The following is a 25,761-nucleotide window of genomic DNA, read 5'->3' on the forward strand; positions in this document are numbered from 1 at the left end:
GATTTTTGCATACGCAGAGGTTGCAGCGCTTTTTTCAATATCCTGAAATTCAAGTATTAGAGCGCCTGATGGGCGGAGATGGGAACCGGCGGCGGGTGGCTATGCGCGGTGTCGAACGGATGCGCAACGGCCCGGTTGGTGCCGGGCCGTTGCGTTGCGTCTTGCCGAAAAGGAGGGATGGGGGGGCCGGGGGAAGGCGCCCTGTCGGAAGGGGTTACTTCGTGTTTCCGGCGTCGTCGGGAGTGTCGCACCCCGCAGTGGGTGCCGCGTGGGCCAGGGCGGCCATGCGTTTCACCTGGCGGCACACGCCCATGACCAGGTCGAATTCGTGGCGGCGCAGCCGGGTGCGCCCCAGAAAACGGCGCACCGGCATCATGAAGTAGTCCGGGTTGTCGGCGCGCAGGTAGTCGATGGCCAGCAGGGTGTCGCGCAGGGTGTCGTGCAAGAGTTCCAGTTCCGCGTGGTTTGACAGGCGCGAATCCGGGGCGGGGCCGGGGCGGAAGGGGTGTGCCGCCGTGCCCTTCAGGCATTCGTACAGCACCACCAGCACCGCCTGGGCCAGGTTCAGCGACGAGGCGTCCGGCGCGGTGGGGATGGTCAGCAGGCGGTGGCAGTGTTCGATTTCGTCATTGGTCAGCCCCCGGTCTTCGGGGCCGAATACCACGGCCACCCGGTCGCCTCCGGCCAGCACCGGGCAGGCCTCTGCCGCCGCGCGTTCGGGCGAGAGCAGTTCGCGCCGCCAGCCGCCCGTGCGCGCCGTGGTGCCGAACACCACCGCGCAGTCGGCCACCGCCTCGGCCAGCGTGGCCACCACGCGGACCCTGGACAGGATGTCCTGCCCCTTGGCCGTGGCCAGCGGCACCGCCTTGGCCGGGTCGCCGTTTGCCTCGTTCCAGCGTTCCGGGTCCACCAGCACGATGTCGCGTGCGCCCATGTTGGCGCACGCACGGGCCACCATGCCCACGTTTTCCGGAAACCGGGTCTTTACCAGTACCACCGTCAGGTTGTGCAGCATTGTCGTTTGGGGAAGAAGGTTGGAGGGAGAGGGAAAAGACAGGAGTATCGGGGGAAGGGAGGAAAAATTTGAAAATTTTTCCTCCCTTCCCCCGAACCCCCATCCCTCCTTTCAAACTTTTAATTTGGTCCGTTGGGCGGAAGGGGGAGAAGCCTACGCGGGCCAGACCTGCCCAGCGCCCATGACCGCAACCACGGCCCCGGCGGCGAACTTGAGCGACAGGCCCAGAAACTTGCCCACAAAGGCGCCCCAGGCGGCCTGCCGGGCCGCGTCGCGCGGGCGACCGTGGCTCAGTTCCGCAAGATAGCAGCCGAACCACGCCCCGGCCAGCGCGCCGGGCAGCGCGCCAAGACCGAACAGGAACGGCGCGCCCAGAATGGCCCCGGCAATGGCCCCCAGAATGCCGCCAAGGTTGCCGCGCCCCGTGGAGCCGTAGCGCTTGCCGCCCAGCATCTGCACACCGAACTCCAGCACCTCGCCCCCGGCGGCGGCCCCGATGACCGTGGCGAAGAACCACGTGTCCATGCCCGGGGCGGCGGGGGCCAGCAGTTTCCACAGCGCCAGCGTGCCCACGGCCAGCCAGTTGCCCGGCAGCCCGAACACGTTGAGCCCGATCATGCCGAACAGCACGATGATGCACAGGGTGGCGAGAATGTAGTCCATGGGGCTCCGTTGAGAAATGGGGAGAGTGGGTTGGCACTGATGCCCCCAGCCTACCCGTACAACCCACAATTGAAAAGTTTTGAGGGCGGGAAGGGGGTGTGGGGGAAGGGAGGGAACTTTTCGCTCTGCGGTCGCCATCCGTAATGTTCGCGCTGCGCGCTCACAAACGGCTGCCGCAAAAGTTCCCTCCCTTCCCCCACATTCATGTTTTCGTTGCTTTTTCGCCCTACAACGCGGGGCGTTCGCGCAGGTCCTGCACGCGCTGGGCCTTGCCTTCGCTTTTGGGCAGGCTGTTGTGCTGGACAAGGTCCACCTTGGGGGTGACCAGGATTTCGTCGTGGATGCGGCGGGTGATGCGTTCGCGCAGGCCGTGCAGCTTGCGCATGTCTTCCTCGAAGTATTCGTCGCGGATTTCCACCTTCACGCGCAGCACGTCGCGGAAGTCGTCGCGTTCCAGCACGATGAGGTAGTTCTGGCCCACTTCGGGAAAGCCCATGAGCACCTGCTCCACCTGCATGGGGTAGATGTTCACACCCTTGACGATGAGCATGTCGTCGGCGCGGCCCAGGATGCGGTCGAGCCTGCGGTGCACGCGGCCACAGGCACATTCGCCGGGCAGGAACCGGGTCAGGTCGCGGGTACGGTAGCGCAGCACGGGCATGCCCTGGCGGCACAGGGTGGTCATGACCAGTTCGCCTACCTGGCCGTCGGGTACGGCTTCACCGGTGGCGGGGTCGATGATTTCGGCGATGTAGGCGTCTTCCCACACGTGCAGGCCGTTCTGGTGCACGCACTCGAAGGCCACGCCGGGGCCGTTCATCTCGGACAGGCCGTACGAGTTGTAGGCCTTCAGGCCCAACATGTCCTCGATGCGGCGGCGGGCTTCCTCGGTGTGCGGCTCCGCGCCGATGAGGGCGATGCGCAGCGGCAGTTCGGCGGGGTTTTCGCCTTCGTCACGCAGGGCGGCGCCAAGGTACAGCGCGTACGAGGGGATGATGTGCGCCACGGTGGTCCTGAAGTCGCGCACCAGCTTGACCTGACGGCGGGTGTTGCCCGCCCCGGCGGGGATGGTCAGGCAGCCCAGGCGTTCGGCGCCGTAGTGGATGCCGAGGCCGCCGGTGAACAGGCCGTACCCGGCCATGTTCTGGAACACGTCCTCGCGGCGGATGCCCACCATGTGCATGCAGCGGGCCATCAGGTCGGCCCAGGAATTGAGGTCGGACTGGGTGTGGTAGACCACGGTGGGGGTGCCGGTGGTGCCGCTGGAGGCGTGCATGCGCACCAGTTCGGACTTGGGCACGCAGATCAGCCCGTCGGGGTATTGCGCGCGCAGGTCGTCCTTGCTGGTGAGCGGGATGCGCCGCACGTCGTCCAGCGAACGGATGGAGCCGGGGGTGACGCCCGCCTCCTTCAGCCGCTGGCCGTAGAAGGGCGACTTCATGGCCTGTTCCACGGTGTTGCGCAGGCGGACGATCTGGGCGGCGGTGATGGCCTCGCGGCTCCAGGTTTCGGCGATGTCGAAGAATTCCATGGCACCCCTCTTTATGGTTGCCCGCGTGGCGGGCCGTGTTGGCCGAAAAAACGCGTGAGCGGCAGCCCTTGCGGGTTGCAGGCCGTGCAGTCGCAGGCGTTGCGAACGACCGCGTGTGACGGGCGTGCCCGCGCGCATGGGGCATGCCGTGCCGTGCGGGGCGTATGCCCTGACGCCTGCGACTAGGCCCCGTCGCGCAGATTCAGCCCGTGCAGCAGCCCGTGGCAGCCCGCCAGCATCATGTCGCCGTGCGGGGCGATGAACTGGCCGTGCCCGCGCAGCATTTCGCGGCGCGGCCCCAGCACGAAGGCGGGGCGAAAGCCTTCCGTCTCCGGCGGGATGTCCGGGGCAAAGGCGCTGCCGTGGCCCCCGGCGGCCCGCACCTGCTCGTCGGGCAGCCAGCACAGGCGAAATTCGTTCAGGTCGTGCAGCAGGCTTTCGGTGGTCAGCATGCCGGTGTGGTGCTCGTACACGCCCCACACCCGCTGGCGGAACACCAGAAAGGCGATGGTGTGGCTGTTGCCCGCGTTGACCACCAGCACCCCTTCGCGGGCGCTGCGGGCCTGCACTTCCGGCAGGGCCAGCGCGCCCAGCACGGCGGCTGCGCCGGTATCGGCCACGGGACCGCCGCCGATGGCCCGCTGCAAGGTGCTCAGGCGGGTGAACTGGGCGGGCGGTACGTCGTAGATCAGGCTGGCCGGATTGGCTCCGGGCTGGCCGTCCGAGGCGTTGTTGAGAAAGTTGCGCCACAGTTCGAAGCGGCCCACGGTGTTGGACCCCTGCGGATGGTGCCCGTGATCCTGCGCGGCGGCCACCACCAGATGCGGCTGCGGCAGGCCGCAGGTGTCCAGCAGGGCGCGCCAGAAGCCGGGTTCGTAGTCGGCCAGACGCACCGGGGCGAACCCGGCAGGGCAGGTTGCGGCAATGTCCACGCCAAGGGCGCGCACCCGTTCCGGGTTGTCGTGCAGGGCCAGGGCCGCTTCCGGGTGGGCGGCCATGCGCAGCCCGGCGGCCACGTGGGCCTTCACCGCGCCGAAGAAACCGCCGCCCATGTTCTCGCCGTGCAGCCAGATGTGGCGGCCTTCGGCGGTGAGTTCGGCGATGCGCTTGGCCACCCGGCGGGCGGGCGTGGGCAGCACGAAGCGCGGCCAGTTTTCCGGGTTCAGGCCGGGCATGGTCAGCAGCACGTCCTGGGTGCCGCTGCCGATGTCCAGACACAGGATGCTGCCGGAGGCTGGCTGGCTGGCCGTGGGCGGTGTGTGGGGCTGCGGGGCGGTGCGAAGATCGGGTATGTTCATGCGTCGGTGGTGGTTGCGTGGGGTTTGGTGTGGTTGCCCGTGCCGGGCTGGTCCGGTCGACTTGCGCAGGGCCGCAGGAAAGCACGGGGCGCTGTGCCCCGGTGCGTGGCGGTCCACAGATGGCAAGGGCCGGTGCGGCGGCGGATAAAGGCAGGGCACGACAGTACATGCAAACCCGCAACCACCGCAAGCCGCCGAGAGCGCAGGCGGAAAGCGCGGCAAGGGGGCGCGATGCGGCATGGTCTTTCGGGGCGCTTGGTCCGGTGGTGACAGTGGAGCTGGCGGTGCCAGTGGCGACTGCGAGGCTGGGGGACCGTGGGCAGGGGGAGGCGGTAGCTTGGTAATTCCCTGGCCGGACGCGAAGAACCGCGCAAGGCGAGGGAAAACGGCAGAAAGTGCTTGCCAATCCGGGGTGTCCAGCGCTATACGGTCGTTCCCCGTGCCGAGGTGGTGGAATTGGTAGACACGCTATCTTGAGGGGGTAGTGGGAGAAATCCTGTAAGGGTTCGAGTCCCTTCCTCGGCACCATATTTCGAAGACGCCGCAGCGGAAACGCTGCGGCGTCTTCTTTTGCGCCTCATGCACGGCGAAAAGCCCTGGGAAAATCGGAACAAGCTTCTAATGGTTTGCTGGTGAATTGTTCTGGGATATTCGAATGTTATCGAGGAGATTCCGCCTTGCTTTAACAGTAATAATTACTATTGCTAAAATAATGATTTCCGATATAGTCGCCTCAACGATTGGGGTCATCAAATGATCCAAGGTGTTATCGAACCCTGCGACCTTGCGGCACAGGCCTGGAAGATGGCGACGCTCGTGAGGTTTCGCACAGACCACGGGCATGCGGATGCCCGCGCACGGAGGCGATGATGCAAAAGGGAGCAGCACGAATGTTGGCGGGTTGGGCCATTGCGGTGGCCATGGGGTTTGCCGCGTCTTCCCTGTACGCAGTGCCCGGCGCGCACGCGGCTTCAGACGACAAGCAGCTGGTGAAGGGCGTGCCGCAGATGGCCAAGTTCCGGCAGGTGTCGGAAGTGGTGCGCGACAAGTGCATGGCCTGCCACAGCCGTGACTATGATCTGCCGTTCTATGCCAAGGTGCCCGGCATCAAGCAGATGATCGAAAAGGATTTTCGTGACGGCCTGCGCGCCATGGACCTGAACGTGGAACTCGTCGATGCGGCTAAGGACGCCCCCGTGGGCGAGGCCACCATCACCAAGATGGAGTGGGTGGTGCTGAACGAAACCATGCCCCCGGCCAAGTTCACGGCGGTACACTGGGGCAGCCGCCTGAACGCCGAAGACCGCAAGGCCGTCCTGGAATGGGTGGCGGGCACGCGCGCAGCCCACTATGCCACCGACGCCGCACCCAGCCGTGCCAACGAGCCGTTGCAGCCCCTGCCTGCATCGCTGCCCACCGATGCCCGCAAGGTGGCACTGGGCGAGCGACTGTTCAACGACAAGCGCCTGTCCGCCGACAACACCCTGGCCTGTTCCGGTTGCCACGCCGAGGACAAGGCGGGCACCGACAACCGCCGCTTCGCTGAAGGCATCCGCAAGCAGTTCGGCGACATCAACGCCCCAACCACGTTCAACGCCGTGTTCAACACCCGCCAGTTCTGGAATGGCCGCGCGGCAGACTTGCAGGAACAGGCGGGCGGCCCGCCGCTGAACCCCATCGAAATGGGTTCCAAGGACTGGCACGAGATCATTGCCAGGTTGGCGACCGATGCGGGCCTGACGGTGGAATACGCGGCCCTGTACCCCGGCGGGTGGAGCGCGGCGGGCATCACCGACGCCATCGCCGAGTACGAAAAGACCCTGATCACCCCCAACAGCCGCTTCGACAAGTGGCTGAAGGGCGACGACAAGGCCCTGACCCAGGCGGAACTGGACGGCTACCAGCGCTTCAAGGCGTATCGCTGCTCCAGCTGCCACGTGGGCAAGGCCGTGGGCGGCCAGTCGTTCGAATACATGGACCTGAAGGCCGACTACTTCAAGGACCGGGGCAACCCGCTTGGCTCCGACGCGGGCATGAAGGACTTCACCAAGAAGCCGGAAGACCTGCACCGCTTCAAGGTGCCCACCCTGCGCAACATCGAGCTGACCTCGCCCTACATGCATGACGGCACCGTAACCACCCTGGACGACGCCGTGCGCATCATGGGCACCTACCTCTCCGGCATGCCCATTCCCGAAGGCGACCGCGCGCTCATCGTGTCCTTCCTGCGCACGCTGACCGGCGAATACAAGGGCAAGCCGCTGACTGGCGTGGCCGTGGCGAAGTAGCGGCTGGCGGCGCGGCGGCGCGCGACGGGCCGACCGCATACGATCAGGACCGGCACTCCGATACATGGCGCACAAGGGCGGAACGGGATTTACCGTTCCGCCCTATCTGTTGGTGCGGGGCAGGGCAGGCGAAGCAGTCAGGGCCGGAACAGGTCGCGCAGTATCCCGGCGAAAAATGCGGCAGCGGCGGGCACCTGCCGCCGGGCGGGCAGGGCCAGCAGCACCGGGACGGACAGGGTGGCGTGCATTCCGGGTGTATCCGTTTGGGGTGCATCCACCAGTGCGGCAGCGTCCAGCGCGCGCAGTTCACCCCGGTCCACCTCGTCGCGCACGGCGCACAGCGGTACCACGGCCACGCCCAGCCCCGCCGCCACGCAGCGCTTGACGATGACGATGCTGGAGCATTCCAGCACGGCCCCCGGCTGCACATGGGCGGCGGCCAGGGTCTGTTCGATGGCGGGGCGCAGGCTCCACACGTGCCGGGTAAGCACCAGCGGCTGGCCCGCAAGGTCTGCCGGGGTCACCCGGGCTAGCCCGGCCAGCGGCGAGCCGGGCGCGGCGATGCATGCCAGCGGTTCCCGGCGCAGGGTTTCCATGTCCACGCCGTCGGCGGCAAAGGGGCGCCCCAGCAGCAGGGCCAGGTCCACCTCGCCGTGGCGCAGGTCCGCCGCAAGGCCGTGGCGCGAGGCCGTGGCCACATGTACCCGCGTGGACGGAAAGCGTGCGCGGAAGCGGCGTAGCGCCTCGGGCAGGCAGAGCATGCCGAGGCTTTGCGACATGCGCACGGAAAGTTCGCCGGAATCGGCATCGTGGGTGACGGCGCGGCGGGCGTCGTCGGCCATTTCGGCAATGCGCCGGGCGCGGGGCAGCAGCCGTCGACCGTGGTCGGTAAGCAACACCCGGCGGCCCGTCCGTTCGAACAGCGGGGCGCCCAGGTCTTCTTCCAGCGCGCGGATCTGCGCGGTGACGGTGGACGGGGCGTAGTGCAGCGACTCTGCCGCCTTGCGGAACGAGAGCCCGGCTGCCACGGCCAGAAAGGTCTTCAGGTGGCGGATGTCCATGTGATGTTCCGGAAGGTGCCCCGTGTGTTGGCATGTGGAAGGGGCGCGCCGGTCGCCACAAGTCCGGTGCGGGATTGGCGCGGGGCGGCGTGGCTGTTTCGTTCGATTTTCGTGAACCGAAACTTCACGACGATTCGTTTGTCCTGCATCGTGGCACGAGATATGACGGCAGGCAAGCGTGGAGCTGCATCCTTTCGGCATTCGACAAATACGAACCAGGGAGGCCGTCATGAACGACCAACTGCGCGCGCTGACCGTGCAGCGCAAACGCGCCCATTCCCGGCTTGCGGCATCGGGCGCCCCCGTGTACGCCGCGTTTCTGGACATGGAGCGGGCCGCCTACGCGGACGGCGCGCTGACGAAACGCCACAAGGAACTGATTGCCGTGGGAATTTCCGTGGTTCTGGACTGCCGCTCGTGCATGCAGTGGCACATTGAACAGGCGGCTGCCGCCGGGGCTGACCCTGCCGAGATGTTGGAAGCGGTGGAGGTGGGCATCGAGATGGGCGGCGGACCGGCTACCGTGTCGGCCCGTTTCGCGTTGGAGGTCATGGACGAGGTGTTCGGGGCGCAGTGGCCGGAGCGGGTGAAGGCGGACATCGCCGCGCGCCGGGGCTCTGCCATGGCTGGCGTACCCGATGTCACGGCCATGGCCACGGGCACCCCTGCTCCCGGCGGCGAGGGAGCGGCATGACCGATATCCTGGCGCTGGCCGCATCCGTTGTGAGCGGTCTGGCCGCCACACTGCAAGCCACCTTTCCAGCGCTCGTCGATCAGCCTGGCATGCCTGACATGCAGGACATGCGTACCATGGGGGCGGTAAGTGCGGCGGCGCTGGCCGCCGGGTTCACGCAAGGGTTTGCGGGGTTCGGCTCCACGGTCATTGCACTGCCCTTGCTGGTGGCGGTGCTGGGCCTGCGGGTGGCCGTGCCGCTGGGCTGCCTGATGGCGCTGGCCATCAACGTGGCGCTGGTGGGCCGCATGCTCGGCCATGTGCGGCGCGGACCTCTGATGGTCTTGCTGCTTACCTCGCTGCCGGGCATGGCCGTGGGCAGCAGGCTGTTGTCCGTTGCGCCCGAGGCGTGGCTGGAAGGATTGCTGGGGGCCATGGTGCTGGCGTTCACCGTGTTCGCGGCTCGCGCCGCGTCGGTAGCTGACGACGCGGGCACCCTTGCTCCACCTGCACATGCGGCAGGCTCGCCGTTGCGCCACGCCGTCACCGTGGCGGTGGGGCTGGTCAGCGGCGCGCTGGGTGCGGCGGTGGGCATCAACGGCCCGCCCGTGGTGGCCTGGGCCATGCGCCAGGGCTGGGGACGCCACGCGCTGAAGGCCACCCTGGCCGGATATTTCCTGCTGGCGGGGGTGGGCATCGTGGGTGCGCAGGGGCTGCACGGCGAGATCACCGGGCGGGTGCTGCTGCTGTTCTGCGCCGGACTGCCCGCGCTGGCCGCCGGACTGTACGGGGGCCACCTGTGCTTCGGTCGCCTGGACGAGGCAGCATTTCGCAAGGTGCTGCTGGGGCTGTTCGCCGTGTCCGGCGCGGGCCTGTTGTGGCGCGCGGCGGGGCTGGGGTAGCGGGCCTCGTTCCCCCGGCGGGCTGCCGGGTGGAAACGATGAAGGCCGGGAGCGCGCACGCTCCCGGCCTTTGTCGTTGTTTCTGGCGTCGGCCTAGTTGGGGAAGGCCCAGAACATGGTCATTACCGCGCACACGGTGGTGATCAGCACCGAGATGACGAACGCGGGCCGGATGGCCTGCGACGCCTCGCGGATGCGGTCGATGCTGGCCGCCGCGTTCTGCAGCTTGGCGGGTGAAATGACGCTGGCAAGCCCGCCGCCGATGCCGCTGGCCGCCGCGATGACCAGCCCCGACGCGCCGATCTTTTCGGCGGTGGACAGGTGCAGCTTGGTCAGCATGGCGATGGACGACGATTCCGAACCGCTGATGAACCCGCCCAGCAGCCCCAGGTACGGCGCCACGAAGGGGTACATCTTGCCGAACAGCGAGGCCGATGCGTCGGCCATGACGTACACCATGTTGTGCAGCGGCTGGGCCAGGGTCCAGTCTGCCCCCTTGCCGGAGTGGTTCATGACGTAGGCGATGGCGAAGAAGACCGAGGCCGACATGAACGGCCGCCCAGCGCGCTTGCCCGCCTTGACCAGCGCGGTGGACACCTGCTGGCGCGTGGCCTTCATGAACGGCAGCGCTGCGGCGGTGCAGACGATTACCCAGAAGTAGGCCTGCCAGAAGATGCGCAGCCGCTCCGGCGATTTGGGAATGATCTCCAGCGGCATGGACCACTGCTTGAAGGTCAGGTCGAAGAACGGCAGGAACGGCGCGTTGAGGATCAGCGAGACCACGGTCAGGATGATCCACGGCGAGCAGGCGGCGGCCAGCGAATGACGCCGCTCGGCCGCTAGGTCCGCCTCGTTCAGCAGGCTGCGGTCGCGCAGGGGGCGGCCCGTCAGGCGGATGTACAGCATCAGCGCCACGATGACGGTCAGCCCGGCGGCGATGCCGGTGATGGTCACAAGCCCCAGCTTGGCCATGAGGATGGCCACCACACCGGCGGTCAGGCCCGCGATGAGCGCAGGCACGATGCCTTCGCGTACCATCTTCATGCCACCGGCAAGGTACAGCATGCCGAGGGCGATGCAGGTCGAGATGGCGGGCATGAACCGGGCGAAGTAGCCGCCCACTTCCGTCACCGGCAGGCCCACGAAGTTGGCGTAGACCACGGCGGGGATGCCCAGCAGGGCGTAGGTGCACAGCGCGTCGTAGCCCAGCGCGGGCAGGATGATGGCCGCGAAGGTGGAATAGCCCAGCGCCAGCATGATGGGCGGCAGGATGGACACCGTCACCGCACCCAGCGAGGTGAGCAGGATGCCGAAACCCACGTTGATCAGCATGATCTGCACGGCCTGCTGGCCGGGGGCCACGCTTTTCATCAGCGCCACCACGCGGGACACGGCCCCGGTTTCCTGCATGACGGTGATCTGCAGGATGCTGGCGGACATGACCAGGGCGATGGGCAGCGAGGCCACAAGGCCCGCCACGCTGGACAGCAGGATGACCGTGGGCGCGGTGTCGAAGTACAGCCAGGCGATGGCGGCGGCCACGGCCCAGCCGATGTACCCGGCGGTGTCTGCCGCCACCCGGTACACGAGCAGCAGCACGAAAATGGCGATGACGGGCATGAAGGCAAGCAGAACGGACAGGGCATACATGGGGTGCTGGACCTCCTCGTGAAATGTTCTTACCGGTCCCGGCGGCGTGGCACCGCTGCCGGAACGTGTCCGGTGCGGCGTGCCGATGCGGGCCGGTCGGCCCGTCGGGTCCGGCATCCCGTGCCTGCGGCGGCCATGGGGCGACGCCTGCCGCTGGCGGGGTGCGCGGGCCGGGGTGGCCGAATCCTCGTGGTCATGTCCCTTTCCTCCGTCTGTCGGTCATGGTCGCCGCGCGGCATGAAAAAAGCCGGGTGCACCTGCGGTGCGCCCGGCCATGCATGCCATGCGAGACGCCCGCCTAAGCTGTCCGGCAAAAGTAATAGAAGTAAAAAAACGCCCCGGTGGAACGGGGCGCCAGGAATACTTCAGGGGTGGCGGCCAGGGGCTGGCGGGGCGAAGCGGCCACGGTGCGTTTGGCACACGGGGCGGAAAGGGCCACGGAAGCCGAAACCGATCCCCGGCCCGCGTCGGCGGGGTCCTGCGCCGGACGAAGGGGGGCATTGGGCGCGGCGGCCATGGTGGGCCGCGTTGCGGGGCGGTGTTCGGTGCTGGCGGTCATGCGGTACCTGTGTACGATGTCGAAGCCAGGATCATGGCGGTGCCATGTCTTCCATGATGCCGTCCGCCCCGGGACTGCGCCGCGTCATGCGGGCGTGGCGTATGGGGCGGCTGCGGCCTGTCCTGCGAGTGATACTGCAATCTTGCGAAGCGTCACCCGGCAGGATGGGAGCGAGAATAGGCGGGACAGGGGGGGAAGGCAAGCGGAAAAGTTCCGGAATCACAAAAACGTGAGCACCGGGTGAATGGGGCCGGGGTACCGCGCCCGGCGCGCGCGCCGGGTAACGTGGACCCGGAAAATGGGGGGCGGAAATGGGGCGCGGCGTTCCGACCATCGGAACGCCGCGCCTTGGCCGTATCCGGCGCATGGTCCCGCACGGTGGGACCACGGTGGCCGGACGGCAAATGTGTGCCGGGCCTTATGCCGGGGGAGGAGCGGGATGATGCGGCGACGTGCCCTCCGCCCCGGTGGTGGGCGCGTCGGAAGGCGGGACGGCGCCTGAACCGGGCATGGGGCCGTGCAGCATGTCGGCGGCAGCCCCGCCGGGTGGCGGGGGAGCGGCGCGCCCCATCATGCCCGAAGGCGGCGGCGGGGGCAGGTGGCCGGGCAGGGGCGTGCGGATGCCCGTTTCCCGTATGATGCGCTGGCGCATTTCGATGGCCAGGTCCTGTTGCTTCACGGTTACATCGCGCAGGGCGCTGGCGCTGCGGGCGGTTTCTTCCGGATCGGGCGTGGCGCGGGTCAGCGCGGCCTCCAGCGCGGCCCAGGCGGCGTACTGCTCCTGGCGCAACGCATCGATGCGCGCGGCGAACACGGCGCGAATGTCGCGGAGCACCGAACGCTGTTCCGCCGTGGGCGGTGCGGGCGGGGGAGGTGCGCCGTACTGGATGTCAGGCGGCATCGGGGGAAGGCCCATGATGAAAGGCGGCGGGGGCGGCGGCCCGAAGCCGGGCCCGGACTCGGACCGGAAGGCGGCATGCAGCGGCCCCACGGCACGGGCGGTCACGGCGGCAAGGGCCATGCCCGCCAGCAGCAGGGCCACGCAGGTCCCGGTACGGACGGTGGCTGGCAGCATTTCCATCTCCTGGATAACCGGCCACGCCAGGGGCTTCGGCAGGCGCGGATCGCCGCCGCATCCCCGTGACGCTCACGGTCGGTGCATGAAAATGCTATCGTCCGCATCCGGCGCAGCTCAACCCGTGATTCGGTTAAGAAATGTAAAGAAGCTAACGTGGTTGGCGTGGCTGGCAAAGGCAGCGGGGGGAGCGGGGGCAACAGCGAAATCCGTCGGCGGGTGCCAACGGTTAACGGGGTGGGCATGGTGGCTGTGTTCCGGGTCATGACGCACCGACAAGGCGTGCCCCGGAACAGGCAAGGCAAAGCAGGGAAGGGAAGGGAAGGGAAGGGCCGGCAACCGGCAGGAAAGCCGCCGGTCGGTCATGTTTCGGCCTGCGGGCATGGCCCTGCGGTGCGCGGGCAGGCAAGGTTGACGCCTGCCGGAGCGGTTCAGCGCATCAGCAGGGTGGCTACGGTGATTTCCAGCAGCAGGGCGGCGGTGATAAGCAGGGCAAGGTCTTTCATGGCGTGGCTCCGGTGCCGGGCGGTGCGGTCAGGCGCCCGCCCGGCTCGGTCATGTACTGGTGTCGTACACGGGGGGATGGCATGTCCGCCGCCCCGTGCCGGGTCGCTCGTGTCGGGTTGCTCGTGTTGGGGCAGCCCGCGCTTTGTGCCGGGCGTGTTGCGTCAGGCGCCGGGGCGACCCGCAGCGGCAACGGAGGACCGGGGTGCCTCGTCCGCCCCGTGGGCGTGGTCGGCGTCGTCAAGGCCGGGTCGCGTCGCCAGGGCAAGATCGTGTTCCCTGCGGTCGTCACTGGTGATGAGGCGGCGCAGTGAACCGGCGAAGCGCCGGGCCACCACGCGACCGGAACCGATGGAGCAGGCAAGGGTCATGGCATGGTCCTCCGAGGGGTTGCGATGCAAGGGGCGCGCTGGTCCCGCCGGGCATGGTGACGGGCGGGACAACAGCCGGGTGTCGGGCGGGGTGTGCGCAGCCCTACAGGGCAGCCGCCACGCGTCCGGCCCAGGCGGCGACGTCGTCGCGCATGGTGCGCGGGTCGCCATCGATCTTCAGCGAATCCGCCACGATGTCCGCGCCAAGGCCGGACAGGCGCTCTTCGATGGCATCCACCGCGCCGCAGAAGTAGGTGTAGCTGCTGTCGCCGCAGCCGAAGCAGGCCGCGCGGCCCTTGCCCGCACCCGTGGCTTCCAGCGATTCGTACAGGTGGATGAAGTCGTCTTGCAGTTCGATTTCGTCGTCGCCCCAGGTGGAGCAGCCGAACAGCACGAGGTCGCGGCCCTCGCACAGCCCTTCCGCCTCTACCTGGCCCGCGTCGCGGATTTCGACGCTGTGACCAGCCTCGGCGATGTCGCGGCCGACGGTTTCGGCGACCCAGGCGGTGTTGCCGGTGGTGGAACCGTAGACGATGAGCACGTTGGCCATGGGAATCCTCCGGATGGATGGTGTCGGTGTTCGTGTCGCGGCCACCCGTCAGGCGGCCCGACTACACTGTTCCCCAAGGTCCGTGGAGCGGGCGGGGCGTGCACCAGGGGTGGCATTCCCCGTCCGTCCCGGGTTGCAAGGCCGGGACGGACGGGAAAGGCCGGAGGCTGGAAGGCGTGGGAGTGATGTGGGCATGTGTAGGGCGTCGTTGGCGGTTGTTCGTTGAGGTGACCATAGTGAAAATGAAAATCCTTTTCAAGAAAAAAGCACAACATGCCGTGAAAAAGATCGGGCGGTCCAAGGGGGGGCAGGTCCGGCGTCTTTCCCGAGTCCCCTGCCAGGTGGGGGCAGGCAGCGCGGCCCTGAGCGCGGCATGACGGGTCATACAGTGCCATACCGGGCCATACCGGACCATACCGGGCCGCATCCTTGCGTGACGGGGCGGCGTGGCGTAGAGAGGCGGGGCCGCACTTCCGCGGCCCATGCCAGACCGCAACCGCGCCGGCAGCACCGGCACCGGAGCCTTTCGTGGATATCCTGGGCCTTTTTTCCACCTTCGTCTCCTTTCTGCTGCATGTGGACAGGCACCTGTTCGAACTGGTCTCGAACTGGGGCGCGTACACCTATGCCATCCTGTTCCTGATCGTGTTCTGCGAGACGGGGCTGGTGGTCACGCCCTTCCTGCCCGGCGATTCACTGCTCTTCGCGGCGGGTACCATCGCCGGGGCCGGGCACCTGGAGTATTTCCCCCTGGCGTTCACGCTGCTGGCCGCCGCCGTCACGGGAGACGCGGTAAACTATCGCATCGGGCGGTACATCGGTCCGCCGGTGTTCGAGAAGAACTACCGCCTGCTCAACCGCCAGCACCTGTACCGGGCGCACGAATTCTACGAGCGTCACGGCGGCAAGGCCATCGTGCTGGCCCGCTTCGTGCCGGTGGTGCGCACCTTTGCACCCTTCGTGGCGGGGGTGGCGGCCATGGACGCCCGGCGCTTTCTGTTGTTCAACGCGGGCGGAGCCCTGTTGTGGGTGGGCCTGCTGGTGACGGCGGGCTACTTTCTGGGCAACATGCCGTTGGTGCAGCGCAATTTCAGCCTGGTCATCTACGGCATCATCGTTGTGTCCGTGCTGCCCATCGTGGTGGAGTACGTCCGGTCCATGTTGCGCCGCGAGCGGTGACGGTATCGGGCACTTTATAGGTAAGCGAGTGCTTACTTTTTTACGCCGCATCCTGCCTGCATGGGCAGGGTGCGGCGCTCGTCGTGGTTCTGGCCTGTTGCGCGGCATACCCGCGACGACGATACGGTCCCGCATCGTCCTGGTGCGGGTTTTCCGTTGACGCCATACAGCGTTGGAGTAGTGTGACAGCGTCGGATATGGCTGCGCCGGTTCCGGGGGGGATCGCGCGCGGCAGGATGCAAGGGGCCGTTGCAATGCAGGGTGGAAATGACGCGGACAGCCGCGAATGTCCGGAAGACGCGGAGCCGTCGGAACTGCACGACCATAAGACACGGCAGAGTGGGCAGGCCGGGCCAGACGGGCTGACTGCTGGTCTCGTGGATCAGTTGCGGCGCGACGCCGAACTGTTTCGCGGCGTATTCCGCAACATGAATGCGGGCGTGATGGTGTTGCGCCCCGTGCATGCCCATGGAGACGACTGCGCCGATTTCATCCTGCTGGACATCAACCCCGCAGGCGAACGGCTGAGCGGTTTGACCCGCGCGGAATGTGTCGACAGCCTGCTGTCCGGCCTGCTGCCCGCCCCGGTGGCCGCCACCCTGCGCGAGGCCCTGGCCCGTGCCTGGCGCAGCGGCATTGCCGAGCATCTTCCCTCCTTCCTCTACAGCGACGAGATACGCGGCTGCTGGCGTCACTACTTCATCAGCCGCGCCGATTCGGGCGACCTGCTGCTGATCTACGAGGACGTCACCGAACGCTACATGGCCCTGGCCAACCTTGCCGCCGGGGAGGAAAAGTACCGCGCCCTGGTGGAAAACACCCCGGACATCGTCTTGCGCTTTGGCGGCGACCTGCGCCTGACCTACGTGAACGCCGCCGTCACGCCCTATCTGGGGCCGCCGGAAACGCTCATGGGGCGTGGGGTTGCGGAACTGGGCCTTGCCCCGCAGGTTGCGGACTTCTGGGCGCGGCAGTTGCGCGGGGTTCTGGAATCGGGCCGCCCTGTTCAGGCCGACTACGTGTTTCACGGTCCCGCCGGGCGGGTGCTGTTCGACTGGCGGCTGGTGCCCGAGTTGGGGGCAGACGGGGGGGTTGCCTCGGTGCTCAGCCTGCTGCGCGACGTGACCCGCCAGCGCGCTACCGAGCATGATTTTCGCACGTTGTTCCGCAAGCTGATCACCAGCTTTGCCGTGCACGAGATACTGCTGGACGACGACGGGCGGCCTGTGGATTTCCGGTTTCTGACGGTGAACCCGGCCTTCGAGGCCATGGCTGGCCGCCAGGCCGAAGACGTGCTGGGGCGCACGGGCAGCGAGGTGTTCGGCCCGCAGGACCCGGCGTGGATCGCGGTGCTGGGCCGGGTGGCCCTGACCGGCGAGCCGCTGCACACGGAACGTTATTCCCGCAATCTGGGCAAGTGGCTGGAGATGACCGTCTACCGGGTGCGTGAACGCCAGTTCGCCATCATTGCCGCAGACGTCACCGAACGCCGCAACGCCCGGCGCGAGCGCAGGCTGAGCGCGGCGCGGTTGTCGGCCCTGCACCGCCTGTCGCGCATGGATGCCGCGCCCGAACGGTCGATCATGCGCTTTGCGCTGGAGCAGGCCGTGCGCCTGACCGGCAGCGAGCTGGGCTACCTTGCCCTGGTGGATGGCGGTCGGGTGACGGCGGATGGCGTGCTGTGGTCGCATCTGGTGACGCAGCCGGGGGTGGTCACCGCCCCCCCCGGAGCGTTCCCGGAAGGTCGGGCGGACGGCGGGGCCGACGGCAGGGCGGACGGCAGGGCCGTAGTGGCGGGGCCGTGGTCCGAGGTGGCGCGCACCGGTCAGCCGGAAGTCCGCAACGGAGTCCCGGCTGGTGGCACTGGTGAGCCTGGTGTGCCTGGCGAGGAACCGGCCCACCGCGTGGGCGGCATTTCACTGTGGCGGCACTTGGCCGTGCCCGTGCAGGAAGAGGGGCGGCTGGTGGCCGTGGCGGGCGTGGCCAACAAGGATCTGCCCTACGAACGGGCCGACCGCCGCCAGTTGGATCTGTTCATGCATGGCATGTGGGAACACATCGCGCGGCGGCGGGCCATGGTTTCGCTGCGGCGGGCCAAGGATGCGGCCGAGGCGGCCAGCCGTTCCAAGGACGAATTTCTGGCCAACATGAGCCACGAGCTGCGCACCCCCCTCAACGGGGTGCTGGGCATGCTGCAATTGCTGGACGGTCCGGACCTGAGCGACGAGCGGCGCGGCTACCTGCGCACGGCGGTGGAATCGGGCCATGCCCTCCTGCGCATCATCGACGACCTGCTGGACCTTTCCGCGCTGGGCGCGGGCGAATCGGGGCTGCGGGACGAACCTTTCGACCCGGCGGCAGTGCTGCGCCAGGTGGCCGACATGGTGGACCCGGCGGCGCGGCGGCGCGGGCTGGCGCTGGGGCTCATCGCCGATGCGCTGCCCCGGCGGGTGCGCGGCGACGCGGCGCGGCTGCGTCAGGTGCTGTACAACCTGGTGGCCAACGGGGTGAAGTTCACCCATCAGGGCGGGGTGGACATTCTGGCCTGCCCCGTGGGCGGCGACAGGCTGCTGTTCACCGTGCGCGACACGGGCATCGGCATTCCGGAAGAAAAACTGGCCGTGGTCTGCGAGCCCTTCGCGCAGGTGGATGGTTCATCCACCCGGCGTTACCAGGGGGCCGGGCTGGGGCTTGGCATCGTGCGCCGCCTGGTCGCGCGCATGGGGGGCACCATGACCATGGAGAGCGAAGAGGGCGTGGGCACCTCGGTGCATGTCTGCCTGCCGCTGCCCAAGGTGGAGGCCGCCAACGGAACGGACGGCGGGGCGGCTGACGGGGAACCCGACGGGCTGCATGACGGCACTGTCAACGATGGTTCCGTGTCCCCCCCGTCTTCGGAATCCCGCGCGGCCACGGCTGCGGCGTCCTTTGCGTTGCGGGCGTTGCGGGTGCTGGTGGCGGAAGACGACCTGATCAACCGGCTTACCGTGCAGCGCATGCTGGAGCGCGAAGGCCACAGCGCGATATGCGTGGAGAACGGGGCCGATGCGGTGCGCGCGGCGGGCGAGGGGGACTACGACGTCATCCTCATGGACATCCAGATGCCCGGCATGGACGGCACGGAGGCCGCCCGGCGCATCAACGATGGGGCTCGCAGCACGGGCCGGGCACGTCCGCCCATCGTGGCCCTGACCGCCCATGCCCTGCGCGGCGACCGCGAGCGGTTCCTGGCGTCGGGCATGGACGACTATATCGCCAAGCCCCTGGAGCGCGACGTGTTGCGCCGGGTGTTGCAGCGGCTGGCCAACTAGGGGTGTTTCCAGCCAGCGTTCCGGCACCCCCTTTCGGGCCGAGTTGGCCGCGCGCTCTTCCCCGGCACGTCCTTCCGTTTCTTCCGTCTTGTTCCCGGCGTGCGCCGCACGCGGTTGCGCCAAGCCGCGCTTTCGCGTACTTCGGGGGCCACGCCGGGCGCACGCCGCGCCCCGACTTTTCCGACTTTCCCGACCTTCCCGTCCGCCCCGCCCCAGCCGCCGTCCCCCCGCCGCCTTTCGGCGCCACGGCCCGCCGCGCGGGGCGCAACCGCAGGAGATTTCTATGCTCAGAAGCATGACCGGTTTCGGACGCAGCTTCCTTGAAGACGCCGACTGGACGCAGACGTGGGAAGTGCGCAGCGTGAATGGCCGCCACCTCGACATGAAGTGGCGGCTTCCCGTTTTCGTGCGCAACCTTGAACCGCGCTTCGAAAAGGTGGTGCGCAAGTTCGCCACCCGGGGCCGGGTGGACATCACCCTGGGGCTGCAACTGCGCCGGGGCGACCTGGGCGTGGTGGGCTTCAACGAAACCCAGGCCGCGGCCATGCTGGACACCCTGGCGTCTTTCGCCGCCGCGCGCGGCGATGCCTACAGCCCCGACTACAACCGCATGCTCGGACTGTCCTTTTTGTGGGAAGACGCGGGCGCGGAACAGGACGAGGAACTGCTGGCCGGGCTGGAATCGGGCCTTGCCGCCGCGCTGGCCGACTGGAACGAGTCGCGCGCCCGCGAGGCCAAGGCCTTGGCCATGGACATGACCTCGCGCATCATCCGCATGGACGAATGGGTGGCCCGCATCGAGGAACGCGCCCCGGACATCAAGGAAGAGCGCTTCCAGAACGTGCGCGACCGCTTGTCCGAACTGCTGGAGCGCGCCGGGAGCGAACTGGACGAAGGGCGCTTCCTGCAGGAGATCACCCTGCTGGCCGACAAACTGGACGTGAGCGAGGAACTGACCCGCCTGCGCGCCCATCTGGACCGGCTGCGCGAACTCATGGACCAGGGCGGCGACGCGGGCAAGCGCCTGGACTTCACGCTTCAGGAATGCTTCCGCGAGATCAACACCTGCGGCAACAAGATTCAGGACGCGCAGATTTCGCGCCTGGTGGTGGATTTCAAGAACGAACTGGAAAAGTGCCGCGAGCAGGTGCAGAACATCGAATAGCCAGCCCGTGCCCGCCCGCGTCCGGCCACATGTGTCCGACCTGATCGGGCGTGTCCGACCTGATCGGGCCGCGCCCGCCCTCATCGGGGCGCATCGGGCAGGCCGCATCGCCGGGACGCCGCGCGGGCATGAGGCAACGGGGCACGCCGGAACGCCATGCAGCAGAAACCGTCATCGCAAAAGCTCATCAACGTAGGCTTCGGCAACTTCGTCGTGGCCACGCGCGTGGTGGCCATCGTCAACCCATCGTCGTCGCCCATGCGCCGCCTGCGCGAGGACGCGCGGCAGGAGGGGCGGCTGGTGGATGCCACGCAAGGCCGCAAGACCCGCTCCATCATCATCACCGATTCGAACCACGTCATCCTTTCGGCCATCCAGGCTGAAACCGTGGGGCAACGCTACACGCAGGAGGACGCCGACTGATGGCCCGCCAACGCTCCGGCATCGTGCTGGTGCTGTGTGCCCCCTCGGGCACCGGCAAGACGACCCTGACCAAACGCCTGCTCGCGGAATTTTCCCGCTTCGCCTACTCCATTTCCTACACCACCCGCCAGCCCCGCACGGGCGAAGTGCATGGCCGCGACTACCATTTCGTCGCGGTGGCCGAATTCACCCGCCTGCGCGACGAAGGCTTTTTCGCCGAATGGGCCGAGGTGCACGGCAACTTCTACGGCACGCCGCTGCAAGCCACCCTGGACATGCTGCGCGAAGGGCGCGACGTGATCTTCGACATCGACGTGCAGGGCGCAAGCCAGTTGCGCGGCAGCCTGCGCCAGGGGTGCTACGTGTTCATCATGCCGCCCTCGCGGGCGGAGCTGGAACGCCGCCTGCGCGCGCGCGGCACCGACGACGAGCCCACCATCCAGCGCCGCCTGGCCAACGCCGCCAAGGAACTGGACCAGGCCCACTGGTTCAACGCCTGGATCGTCAACGAAGACCTGGACGTCGCCTACGACGAACTGCGGGCCGCGTACATCGCCGCCACGCTGTCGCCCTCGTGCAGCCCCGACCTTGTGGGGGGGCTCATGGAGGGGTGGCGGGAAGGAAGGTGAGCCGCATGGCCGAGTTGGTCATTGCCCTGGATTACCCGGCCATGGACGCGGCCCTGGCCACGGCCCGCACGCTGCGCGGCGTGGCGGAAGACGCCGGGGGCCGCCTGTGGATGAAGGTGGGGCTTGAACTGTTCACCGCCAGCGGACCGGAGGTGGTGGCGCGGTTGAAGGACATGGGCTTTCCCGTGTTCCTGGACCTGAAGTTCCACGACATTCCCAACACGGTGCGGGGGGCGGTGCGATCCGCCGTGGCCACCGGGGTGGACATGTGCAACATCCACCTTTCCGGCGGCGAACGCATGTGCCGCGCGGCGGTGGAGGGGCTGGCGGAGGGTGCGGCGGTGCGCGGGCACGGGGTGGCCCCGATCCTGCTGGGCGTCACCGTGCTGACCAGCGTGGCGCCGGGCGAGTTGCCCGGCGGCGCGGACCCTTCTGCCGAGGCGGCTCGCCTGGCCGTATGCGGCCGGGACTGGGGCCTGGGCGGCGTGGTCTGTTCGGGGCATGAAGCGCACGGCATCAAGCAGCGCTGCGGGCGCGATTTCGTTTGCCTGACGCCGGGCATCCGGCCTGCCGCGCCCCCTTCTCATCAGCATGGGGGCGGTTCCGGCGGCGATGACCAGCGCCGGGTGATGACCCCTGCAGAAGCCGTGCGGGCCGGTTCCGACTATCTGGTGGTGGGCCGCCCGGTGACCGGCGCGGCAGGCCCCAATGGCCCGGCCGATGCGGTGCGGGGCATCCTGGCGGAGATGCTTGGGGCCTGATGCTGTTGGGGCGGAACGCGTCTGGCCTGCACGCGTCTGGCCAGCACACATTCGGCCTGCACACATCCGGCTTGCACACATTCGGGCTGGCCAGCGAACGAAGCACGGCGCGGGCGGGGGTTTGGCGGCGCATGGGGGCACGCGACCTCAAGGCATGGCGGTTGTTGCCGATATGTGAGAAAAAGGGGATAATGATGGTTGGTACGGTCGCGCGCGGCGCGGTCGGCCTGCCGCGCCCGGCATGAACCCGTTCCGGATAACCGGGCGATGCCAGACATGCCCCCCCTTGCTGGAGGCTTCAGATGACCGACGTGACCCGCGACGACCCGATTTCCACCGCCCCGACGGCGCATGCTCCACAGGGCAGCCAGCGCGGCAGGGAACGCATCAAGGGTGTGTTCTCGACGCAGGACGTGCAGAAGGTGGGCACCGGCACCACCACCCGCAAGACCATCCAGAAAGGCTTCTGGTACGCCGAAGAGACCGAGGCGGGCGATGTCGAGGTCCAGCCCCTGAACAACAACTATGTTCCCTCGGGGCCCAAGCGGCGCATAACCATGGACGAACTGCTGGAAAAGTTCGCGCCGGAGCCGGAATTCTACGTCCAGACCGTCTTTCCGCGCATGCGCGAGCTGAACAAGACCGTGGCCCGCGCCGACCGTCACCGCCAGAAGGGCGAGACCTTCAGCGCCGAATACGAGTACGGCAATGCCCTGCAGGTGGACGACGAAAACGTGCGCGCCAACTTCGGGCTGGGGCTGACCTATCTTTCGCGCGGCGAAACGGGCAAGGCCGACGACATTTTCGAGCGCCTGGTGAAGCTGGAGGCCGCCTTTGACGAGGAGCACAAGCACCTCTTCAACGAATTCGGCATCAACCTGCGCAAGAACCAGATGTTCGACCAGGCCGTCTCCTACTACTCGCGCGCCCTGGAACTGACCCGCAAGGACGAGAACCTGCACCTGAACATGGCCCGCGCCATGCTGGAGAAGAAGAACTTCACCGGCACGGTGGAACACGTGCTGAAGGCGCTGGAAATCAACCCCGCCATCGACGCGGGCATCAAGTTCCTGCAATGGTTGCAGGCCAAGAAGCTGGTGCCCGCCGAACAGCAGGACGCCGTGCGCGAGATGCTGGCCCGCATCGCCGGGGGCGGCAAGGCCCCGGCGTCGGCCGACACGGGCGGAGGCGGGTCGTGAGCCCCGCCGGTGGCGGTTCGGGCGGCGCCCCCCCCGACCCTGCCCGAACCGGACCTGCCGGAACCGGTGGCCTGGGCGCGGCCCATGCGCTGCTGGACGAACTGCTGCGCCACCCCCCGGAACTGCCCTACGACCCCGGCCTGCTGCGCGAACTGTTCGACTCCACCCGCGACGATTCCATGGCCCCCCTGTCCGCCGTGGCCGGGGTGCTCAACAAGGCGCAGGGGCTTGCCACTCGCGTGTTGTCCCTTGCCAATTCCGCCTATTACGGCCTGCAGTCGGAGGTGACCTCCGTCCAGCGGGCCGTTGCCGTTCTGGGCATGGCCGAAATCCGCGCGCTGGTGCTGGCGTTGGGCGTTTCGCGCATGATCGACCGTTCGCGCCTGCCCGCCGCGTTCGACCTGCGCGAATACTGGGGACATCAGCTTTCCGTGGCCGCCGGGTGTCGCCTGCTGGCCCGCCGGGTGCCGGGCTGCGACGCGGAAACCTGCTATACCGCCGGATTGCTGCACGACCTTGGCAAGTTGCTCATCGCCGCCTACCGTCCGGACGACTGGGCGGCCATCCGCCAGTTGGCCAGAGATGAGAAACTCATGGATTCCGACGCGGAGGAACTGTTGCTGGGGCTGGACCACGGGGTGGTGGGGGCGCGCCTGCTGTCGTTCTGGGATTTGCCCATGGCCCTGACGGAACCCATCAACTGGCACCATGCCCCGCATCTGGCGGGCGAGTATCAGCGCGCCGCGCTGGTGGTGTACGTGTCCGATGCCGCGCTACGCCTGCGCGAACGGCTGGCGGAAAAGGATGCGGATGGCCTGCCCGGCAGCCTGCCCGGCGGATTGCCTGACGATGTGCTGATTCCGCAGGGGCTGGACGACGCGGCCCGCTCGCTGGGGGTTGACGTGGCCGCCTTCATGGCGGAAATCGAAACCCTGCTCGAAGGCGAGCGGATAGGGCAGTTCGTGTCGCAACTGGCGTGAGGGCGTTCTTCAGACCGTCTTTTCGCTCGCGCGCTTCCGGCCAGAGGGGTGCGAGCGTGGCGGGTTCGTTCTCCTTGCCAGCGGACGAAAATCCTGCCTTGGAGAAAGCCCCCGGCACCGCGCGGAATGCGCCGGGTCAGCCAATGCCCATTACAACAGTGCCCTTTCCCGACCTGATCTTTTCTGCACAGTCTTTTTTTCCCGGAGCATGCGTGACACGCAACTGGATATTCCGCCCGGAGCCGGAGGCGGCAACGCCGCCGTTCGCGGCTTGGGCAGAGCGGCTGGAAGTATCGGAACTCATCGTGCGGCTGCTGTGGCGGCGCGGGGTGGGGTCCGTGGACGACATGGCCCTGTACCTTTCGCCCAACCTGCGGCATCTGGCCCCGCTGGCCCAGTGGCCGGGGCTGGAGCAGGCGGCCAACACCCTGGCCGAGGGCCTGCTGGCCGGGCTGCCCTTTGCCGTGTGGGGCGACTATGACGTGGACGGGGTGACATCTTCGGCACTGGTCAAGGGGGTGCTTGCCCGCCACGGCATCGAGGCGGCGCACCACATTCCGGACCGGCGCGAGGAAGGCTACGGCCTGAACGTGGCGTGGGTGGAGCGGCTGGCGGCGCAGGGCGTGCGCCTGCTGCTGACCGTGGACTGCGGCATCTCGGACGTGGAGCCGGTGCGCCGGGCGCGCGAACTGGGCATGACGGTGGTGGTGTCCGACCACCACATGCCGCCCGATGACCTGCCCGATGCCCACGCCATCTGCAACCCGCGCCTGGCGGAATGCCCGTGCCCGGCCCTGGCCGGGGTGGGGGTAAGCTTTCTGGTCATGGCGGCGGTGAACGCGGCCCTGTCCGAGCGCACCGGCAAGAAGGCCGACATGCGCGACTTTCTCGATCTGGTGGCGCTGGGCACGCTGGCCGACGTGGTGAACCTGCACGGGCAGAACCGCATCCTGGTCAAGAACGGCCTGCTGAAGATAGCAGAGGCCCGCCGCCCCGGCATGGCCGCGCTGAAGACCGTGAGCGGGTACAACCCGTCGGCGGCCATCGGCGCGGGGCAGGTGGTGTTCGGCCTTGCGCCGCGCATCAACGCGGCAGGGCGCATGGGCAAGGCGGAACTGGCCCTGCAACTGCTGCTGACCGACGACCACGCCGAGGCGGCCCGGCTGGCCCAGGAACTGGACGCGGAAAACGCCCGGCGCCGGGCGGAGGAAGACCGCATCCTCGACGCCGCGAAAAAACAGGCCGAAGGGCAACTGGACCGCATGGGCCTTGTGCTGCACGGCGAGGACTGGCACCCCGGCGTCATCGGCATCGTGGCCTCGCGCATCGTGGATGAATTCTACCGGCCCACGCTGATCTTGAGCCGCGACGGCGAATCCATGAAGGGGTCGGGCCGTTCGGTGGCGGAATTCGACCTGCACGCCGGGCTGACCCGTTGCGCCGACCTGTTCACCTCGTTCGGGGGGCACCATCAGGCGGCGGGCATGAGCATGGCCGCCAGCCACGTGGAGACCCTGCGCGAGCGGTTCGACGCCGTGGTGCGGGCGGATCTGGGCGACACCCCGCTTACCCCGCGCCTGAAGCTGGATGGCGAACTGGGCTTTGCCCTGGCGGGCGATTTCACCCTGCTGAAGGAACTGGAAATGCTCCAGCCGTTCGGCACGGGCAACGCAGAGCCGGTGTTTGTCTCGCCCCCGGTGCTGGTGCGCGACCTGCGCCGCTTTGGCCCCACGCGCGACCACGTGGAACTGCAACTGACCGACGAAAGTTGCGGCATCACCCTGCGGGCCAAGGCGTGGCGCCAATCCGGCCAGTTTCCGGACAGCCTGCGCGGTACGCGGGTGCGTCTGGCCTACACCCCGCGCATCGACCGCTACAACGGCGCGGCGTCGGTGGATTTGCGCATCAAGGACTGGAAGCGGGAGTAAGAGACGGACACCGATTCCGGTTCGGTCCGGCCATGGGGCCGGTCAA

Annotated in this window: 22 protein-coding genes and 1 tRNA gene; 13 read left to right on the plus strand and 10 right to left on the minus strand. The window is 68.0% G+C overall.

The window, feature by feature from the left end:
* Window positions 1-214 precede the first annotated feature (214 nt).
* From ABWO17_RS02510 to ABWO17_RS02525, 4 genes are all read right to left on the minus strand, one after another.
* Complete coding sequence (locus ABWO17_RS02510; protein ID WP_353115720.1) at window positions 215-1,015, minus strand: RNA methyltransferase; 801 nt, start codon at window positions 1,013-1,015, stop codon at window positions 215-217.
* A gap of 153 nt (window positions 1,016-1,168) precedes the next feature.
* Window positions 1,169-1,678: a DUF456 domain-containing protein gene (locus ABWO17_RS02515; RefSeq protein WP_353115722.1), complete on the minus strand. Its 510-nt coding sequence runs from the start codon at window positions 1,676-1,678 to the stop codon at window positions 1,169-1,171.
* 226 nt (window positions 1,679-1,904) lie between these two features.
* Window positions 1,905-3,209, minus strand: a complete 1,305-nt coding sequence (locus ABWO17_RS02520) for a phenylacetate--CoA ligase family protein (RefSeq protein WP_353115724.1) — start codon at window positions 3,207-3,209, stop codon at window positions 1,905-1,907.
* A 182-nt stretch (window positions 3,210-3,391) separates the two neighbouring features.
* Complete coding sequence (locus tag ABWO17_RS02525; protein WP_353115726.1) at window positions 3,392-4,507, minus strand: DUF1786 domain-containing protein; 1,116 nt, start codon at window positions 4,505-4,507, stop codon at window positions 3,392-3,394.
* Window positions 4,508-4,948: 441 nt separating this feature from the next.
* On the opposite strand from ABWO17_RS02525, the gene ABWO17_RS02530 reads away from it, so the two are divergent.
* Window positions 4,949-5,035, plus strand: a tRNA-Leu gene (locus ABWO17_RS02530).
* 362 nt (window positions 5,036-5,397) lie between these two features.
* On the plus strand, window positions 5,398-6,795 hold the full coding sequence (locus ABWO17_RS02535; RefSeq protein ID WP_353115728.1) for a cytochrome c peroxidase: 1,398 nt from the start codon (window positions 5,398-5,400) through the stop codon (window positions 6,793-6,795).
* A 137-nt stretch (window positions 6,796-6,932) separates the two neighbouring features.
* Here the strand turns inward: ABWO17_RS02535 and ABWO17_RS02540 are convergent, their stop codons facing one another.
* Window positions 6,933-7,856 (minus strand): LysR family transcriptional regulator, encoded by a 924-nt coding sequence (locus tag ABWO17_RS02540; protein ID WP_353115730.1) that lies wholly within the window; start codon window positions 7,854-7,856, stop codon window positions 6,933-6,935.
* A 229-nt stretch (window positions 7,857-8,085) separates the two neighbouring features.
* Between ABWO17_RS02540 and ABWO17_RS02545 the strand changes: the two genes are divergently transcribed.
* Together ABWO17_RS02545 and ABWO17_RS02550 are read left to right on the plus strand one after the other, a co-directional pair.
* Entirely contained in the window at window positions 8,086-8,550 is a 465-nt protein-coding gene (locus ABWO17_RS02545; RefSeq protein WP_353115732.1) for a carboxymuconolactone decarboxylase family protein, read from the plus strand.
* A complete protein-coding gene (locus tag ABWO17_RS02550; RefSeq protein ID WP_353115734.1) occupies window positions 8,547-9,431 on the plus strand; it encodes a sulfite exporter TauE/SafE family protein in 885 nt (294 codons plus the stop codon). The genes ABWO17_RS02545 and ABWO17_RS02550 overlap by 4 nt, the downstream gene beginning before the upstream one ends.
* Window positions 9,432-9,524: 93 nt before the next feature.
* Here ABWO17_RS02550 and ABWO17_RS02555 read toward each other — a convergent pair whose 3' ends face one another.
* The 5 genes from ABWO17_RS02555 to ABWO17_RS02575 form a co-directional block, all read right to left on the minus strand.
* Window positions 9,525-11,081 (minus strand): L-lactate permease, encoded by a 1,557-nt coding sequence (locus ABWO17_RS02555; RefSeq protein WP_353115736.1) that lies wholly within the window; start codon window positions 11,079-11,081, stop codon window positions 9,525-9,527.
* A gap of 298 nt (window positions 11,082-11,379) precedes the next feature.
* The gene (locus tag ABWO17_RS02560) at window positions 11,380-11,640 is read right to left on the minus strand and encodes a hypothetical protein (protein ID WP_353115738.1); all 261 of its coding nucleotides are present in this window, start codon (window positions 11,638-11,640) and stop codon (window positions 11,380-11,382) included.
* A gap of 418 nt (window positions 11,641-12,058) precedes the next feature.
* The gene (locus tag ABWO17_RS02565; RefSeq protein WP_353115740.1) at window positions 12,059-12,715 is read right to left on the minus strand and encodes a hypothetical protein; all 657 of its coding nucleotides are present in this window, start codon (window positions 12,713-12,715) and stop codon (window positions 12,059-12,061) included.
* 668 nt (window positions 12,716-13,383) lie between these two features.
* Entirely contained in the window at window positions 13,384-13,590 is a 207-nt protein-coding gene (locus tag ABWO17_RS02570) for a hypothetical protein (protein WP_353115742.1), read from the minus strand.
* Window positions 13,591-13,693: 103 nt separating this feature from the next.
* Window positions 13,694-14,140: a flavodoxin gene (locus ABWO17_RS02575; RefSeq protein ID WP_035066055.1), complete on the minus strand. Its 447-nt coding sequence runs from the start codon at window positions 14,138-14,140 to the stop codon at window positions 13,694-13,696.
* Between the two features lie 528 nt (window positions 14,141-14,668).
* Between ABWO17_RS02575 and ABWO17_RS02580 the strand changes: the two genes are divergently transcribed.
* The 9 genes from ABWO17_RS02580 to recJ all read left to right on the plus strand — a co-directional run bounded on the left by ABWO17_RS02580 (window position 14,669) and on the right by recJ (window position 25,715).
* The gene (locus ABWO17_RS02580) at window positions 14,669-15,319 is read left to right on the plus strand and encodes a DedA family protein (RefSeq protein ID WP_353115744.1); all 651 of its coding nucleotides are present in this window, start codon (window positions 14,669-14,671) and stop codon (window positions 15,317-15,319) included.
* Window positions 15,320-15,573: 254 nt separating this feature from the next.
* On the plus strand, window positions 15,574-18,630 hold the full coding sequence (locus ABWO17_RS02585; protein WP_353115746.1) for a PAS domain-containing protein: 3,057 nt from the start codon (window positions 15,574-15,576) through the stop codon (window positions 18,628-18,630).
* A 283-nt stretch (window positions 18,631-18,913) separates the two neighbouring features.
* Entirely contained in the window at window positions 18,914-19,795 is an 882-nt protein-coding gene (locus ABWO17_RS02590) for a YicC/YloC family endoribonuclease (RefSeq protein WP_353115748.1), read from the plus strand.
* A gap of 156 nt (window positions 19,796-19,951) precedes the next feature.
* Complete coding sequence (locus ABWO17_RS02595) at window positions 19,952-20,218, plus strand: DUF370 domain-containing protein (RefSeq protein WP_353115750.1); 267 nt, start codon at window positions 19,952-19,954, stop codon at window positions 20,216-20,218.
* Window positions 20,218-20,847 carry a guanylate kinase gene (gmk, locus tag ABWO17_RS02600; protein ID WP_353115752.1) on the plus strand — a complete coding sequence of 210 codons (630 nt, stop codon included), beginning with the start codon at window positions 20,218-20,220 and terminating at the stop codon, window positions 20,845-20,847. Before ABWO17_RS02595 ends, gmk begins: the two co-directional genes overlap by 1 nt.
* Window positions 20,848-20,852: 5 nt before the next feature.
* Window positions 20,853-21,608 carry an orotidine-5'-phosphate decarboxylase gene (gene pyrF, locus ABWO17_RS02605; RefSeq protein WP_353115754.1) on the plus strand — a complete coding sequence of 252 codons (756 nt, stop codon included), beginning with the start codon at window positions 20,853-20,855 and terminating at the stop codon, window positions 21,606-21,608.
* A gap of 302 nt (window positions 21,609-21,910) precedes the next feature.
* Entirely contained in the window at window positions 21,911-22,807 is an 897-nt protein-coding gene (locus ABWO17_RS02610) for a tetratricopeptide repeat protein (protein WP_353115756.1), read from the plus strand.
* Window positions 22,804-23,787, plus strand: coding sequence for an HDOD domain-containing protein (locus tag ABWO17_RS02615; protein ID WP_353115758.1), 984 nt, complete (start codon window positions 22,804-22,806; stop codon window positions 23,785-23,787). Before ABWO17_RS02610 ends, ABWO17_RS02615 begins: the two co-directional genes overlap by 4 nt.
* Window positions 23,788-23,999: 212 nt before the next feature.
* A complete protein-coding gene (recJ, locus tag ABWO17_RS02620; protein WP_353115760.1) occupies window positions 24,000-25,715 on the plus strand; it encodes a single-stranded-DNA-specific exonuclease RecJ in 1,716 nt (571 codons plus the stop codon).
* The last annotated feature ends 46 nt before the right edge of the window (window positions 25,716-25,761 follow it).

Source organism: Nitratidesulfovibrio sp., assembly GCF_040373385.1.
Lineage (GTDB): Bacteria > Desulfobacterota > Desulfovibrionia > Desulfovibrionales > Desulfovibrionaceae > Cupidesulfovibrio.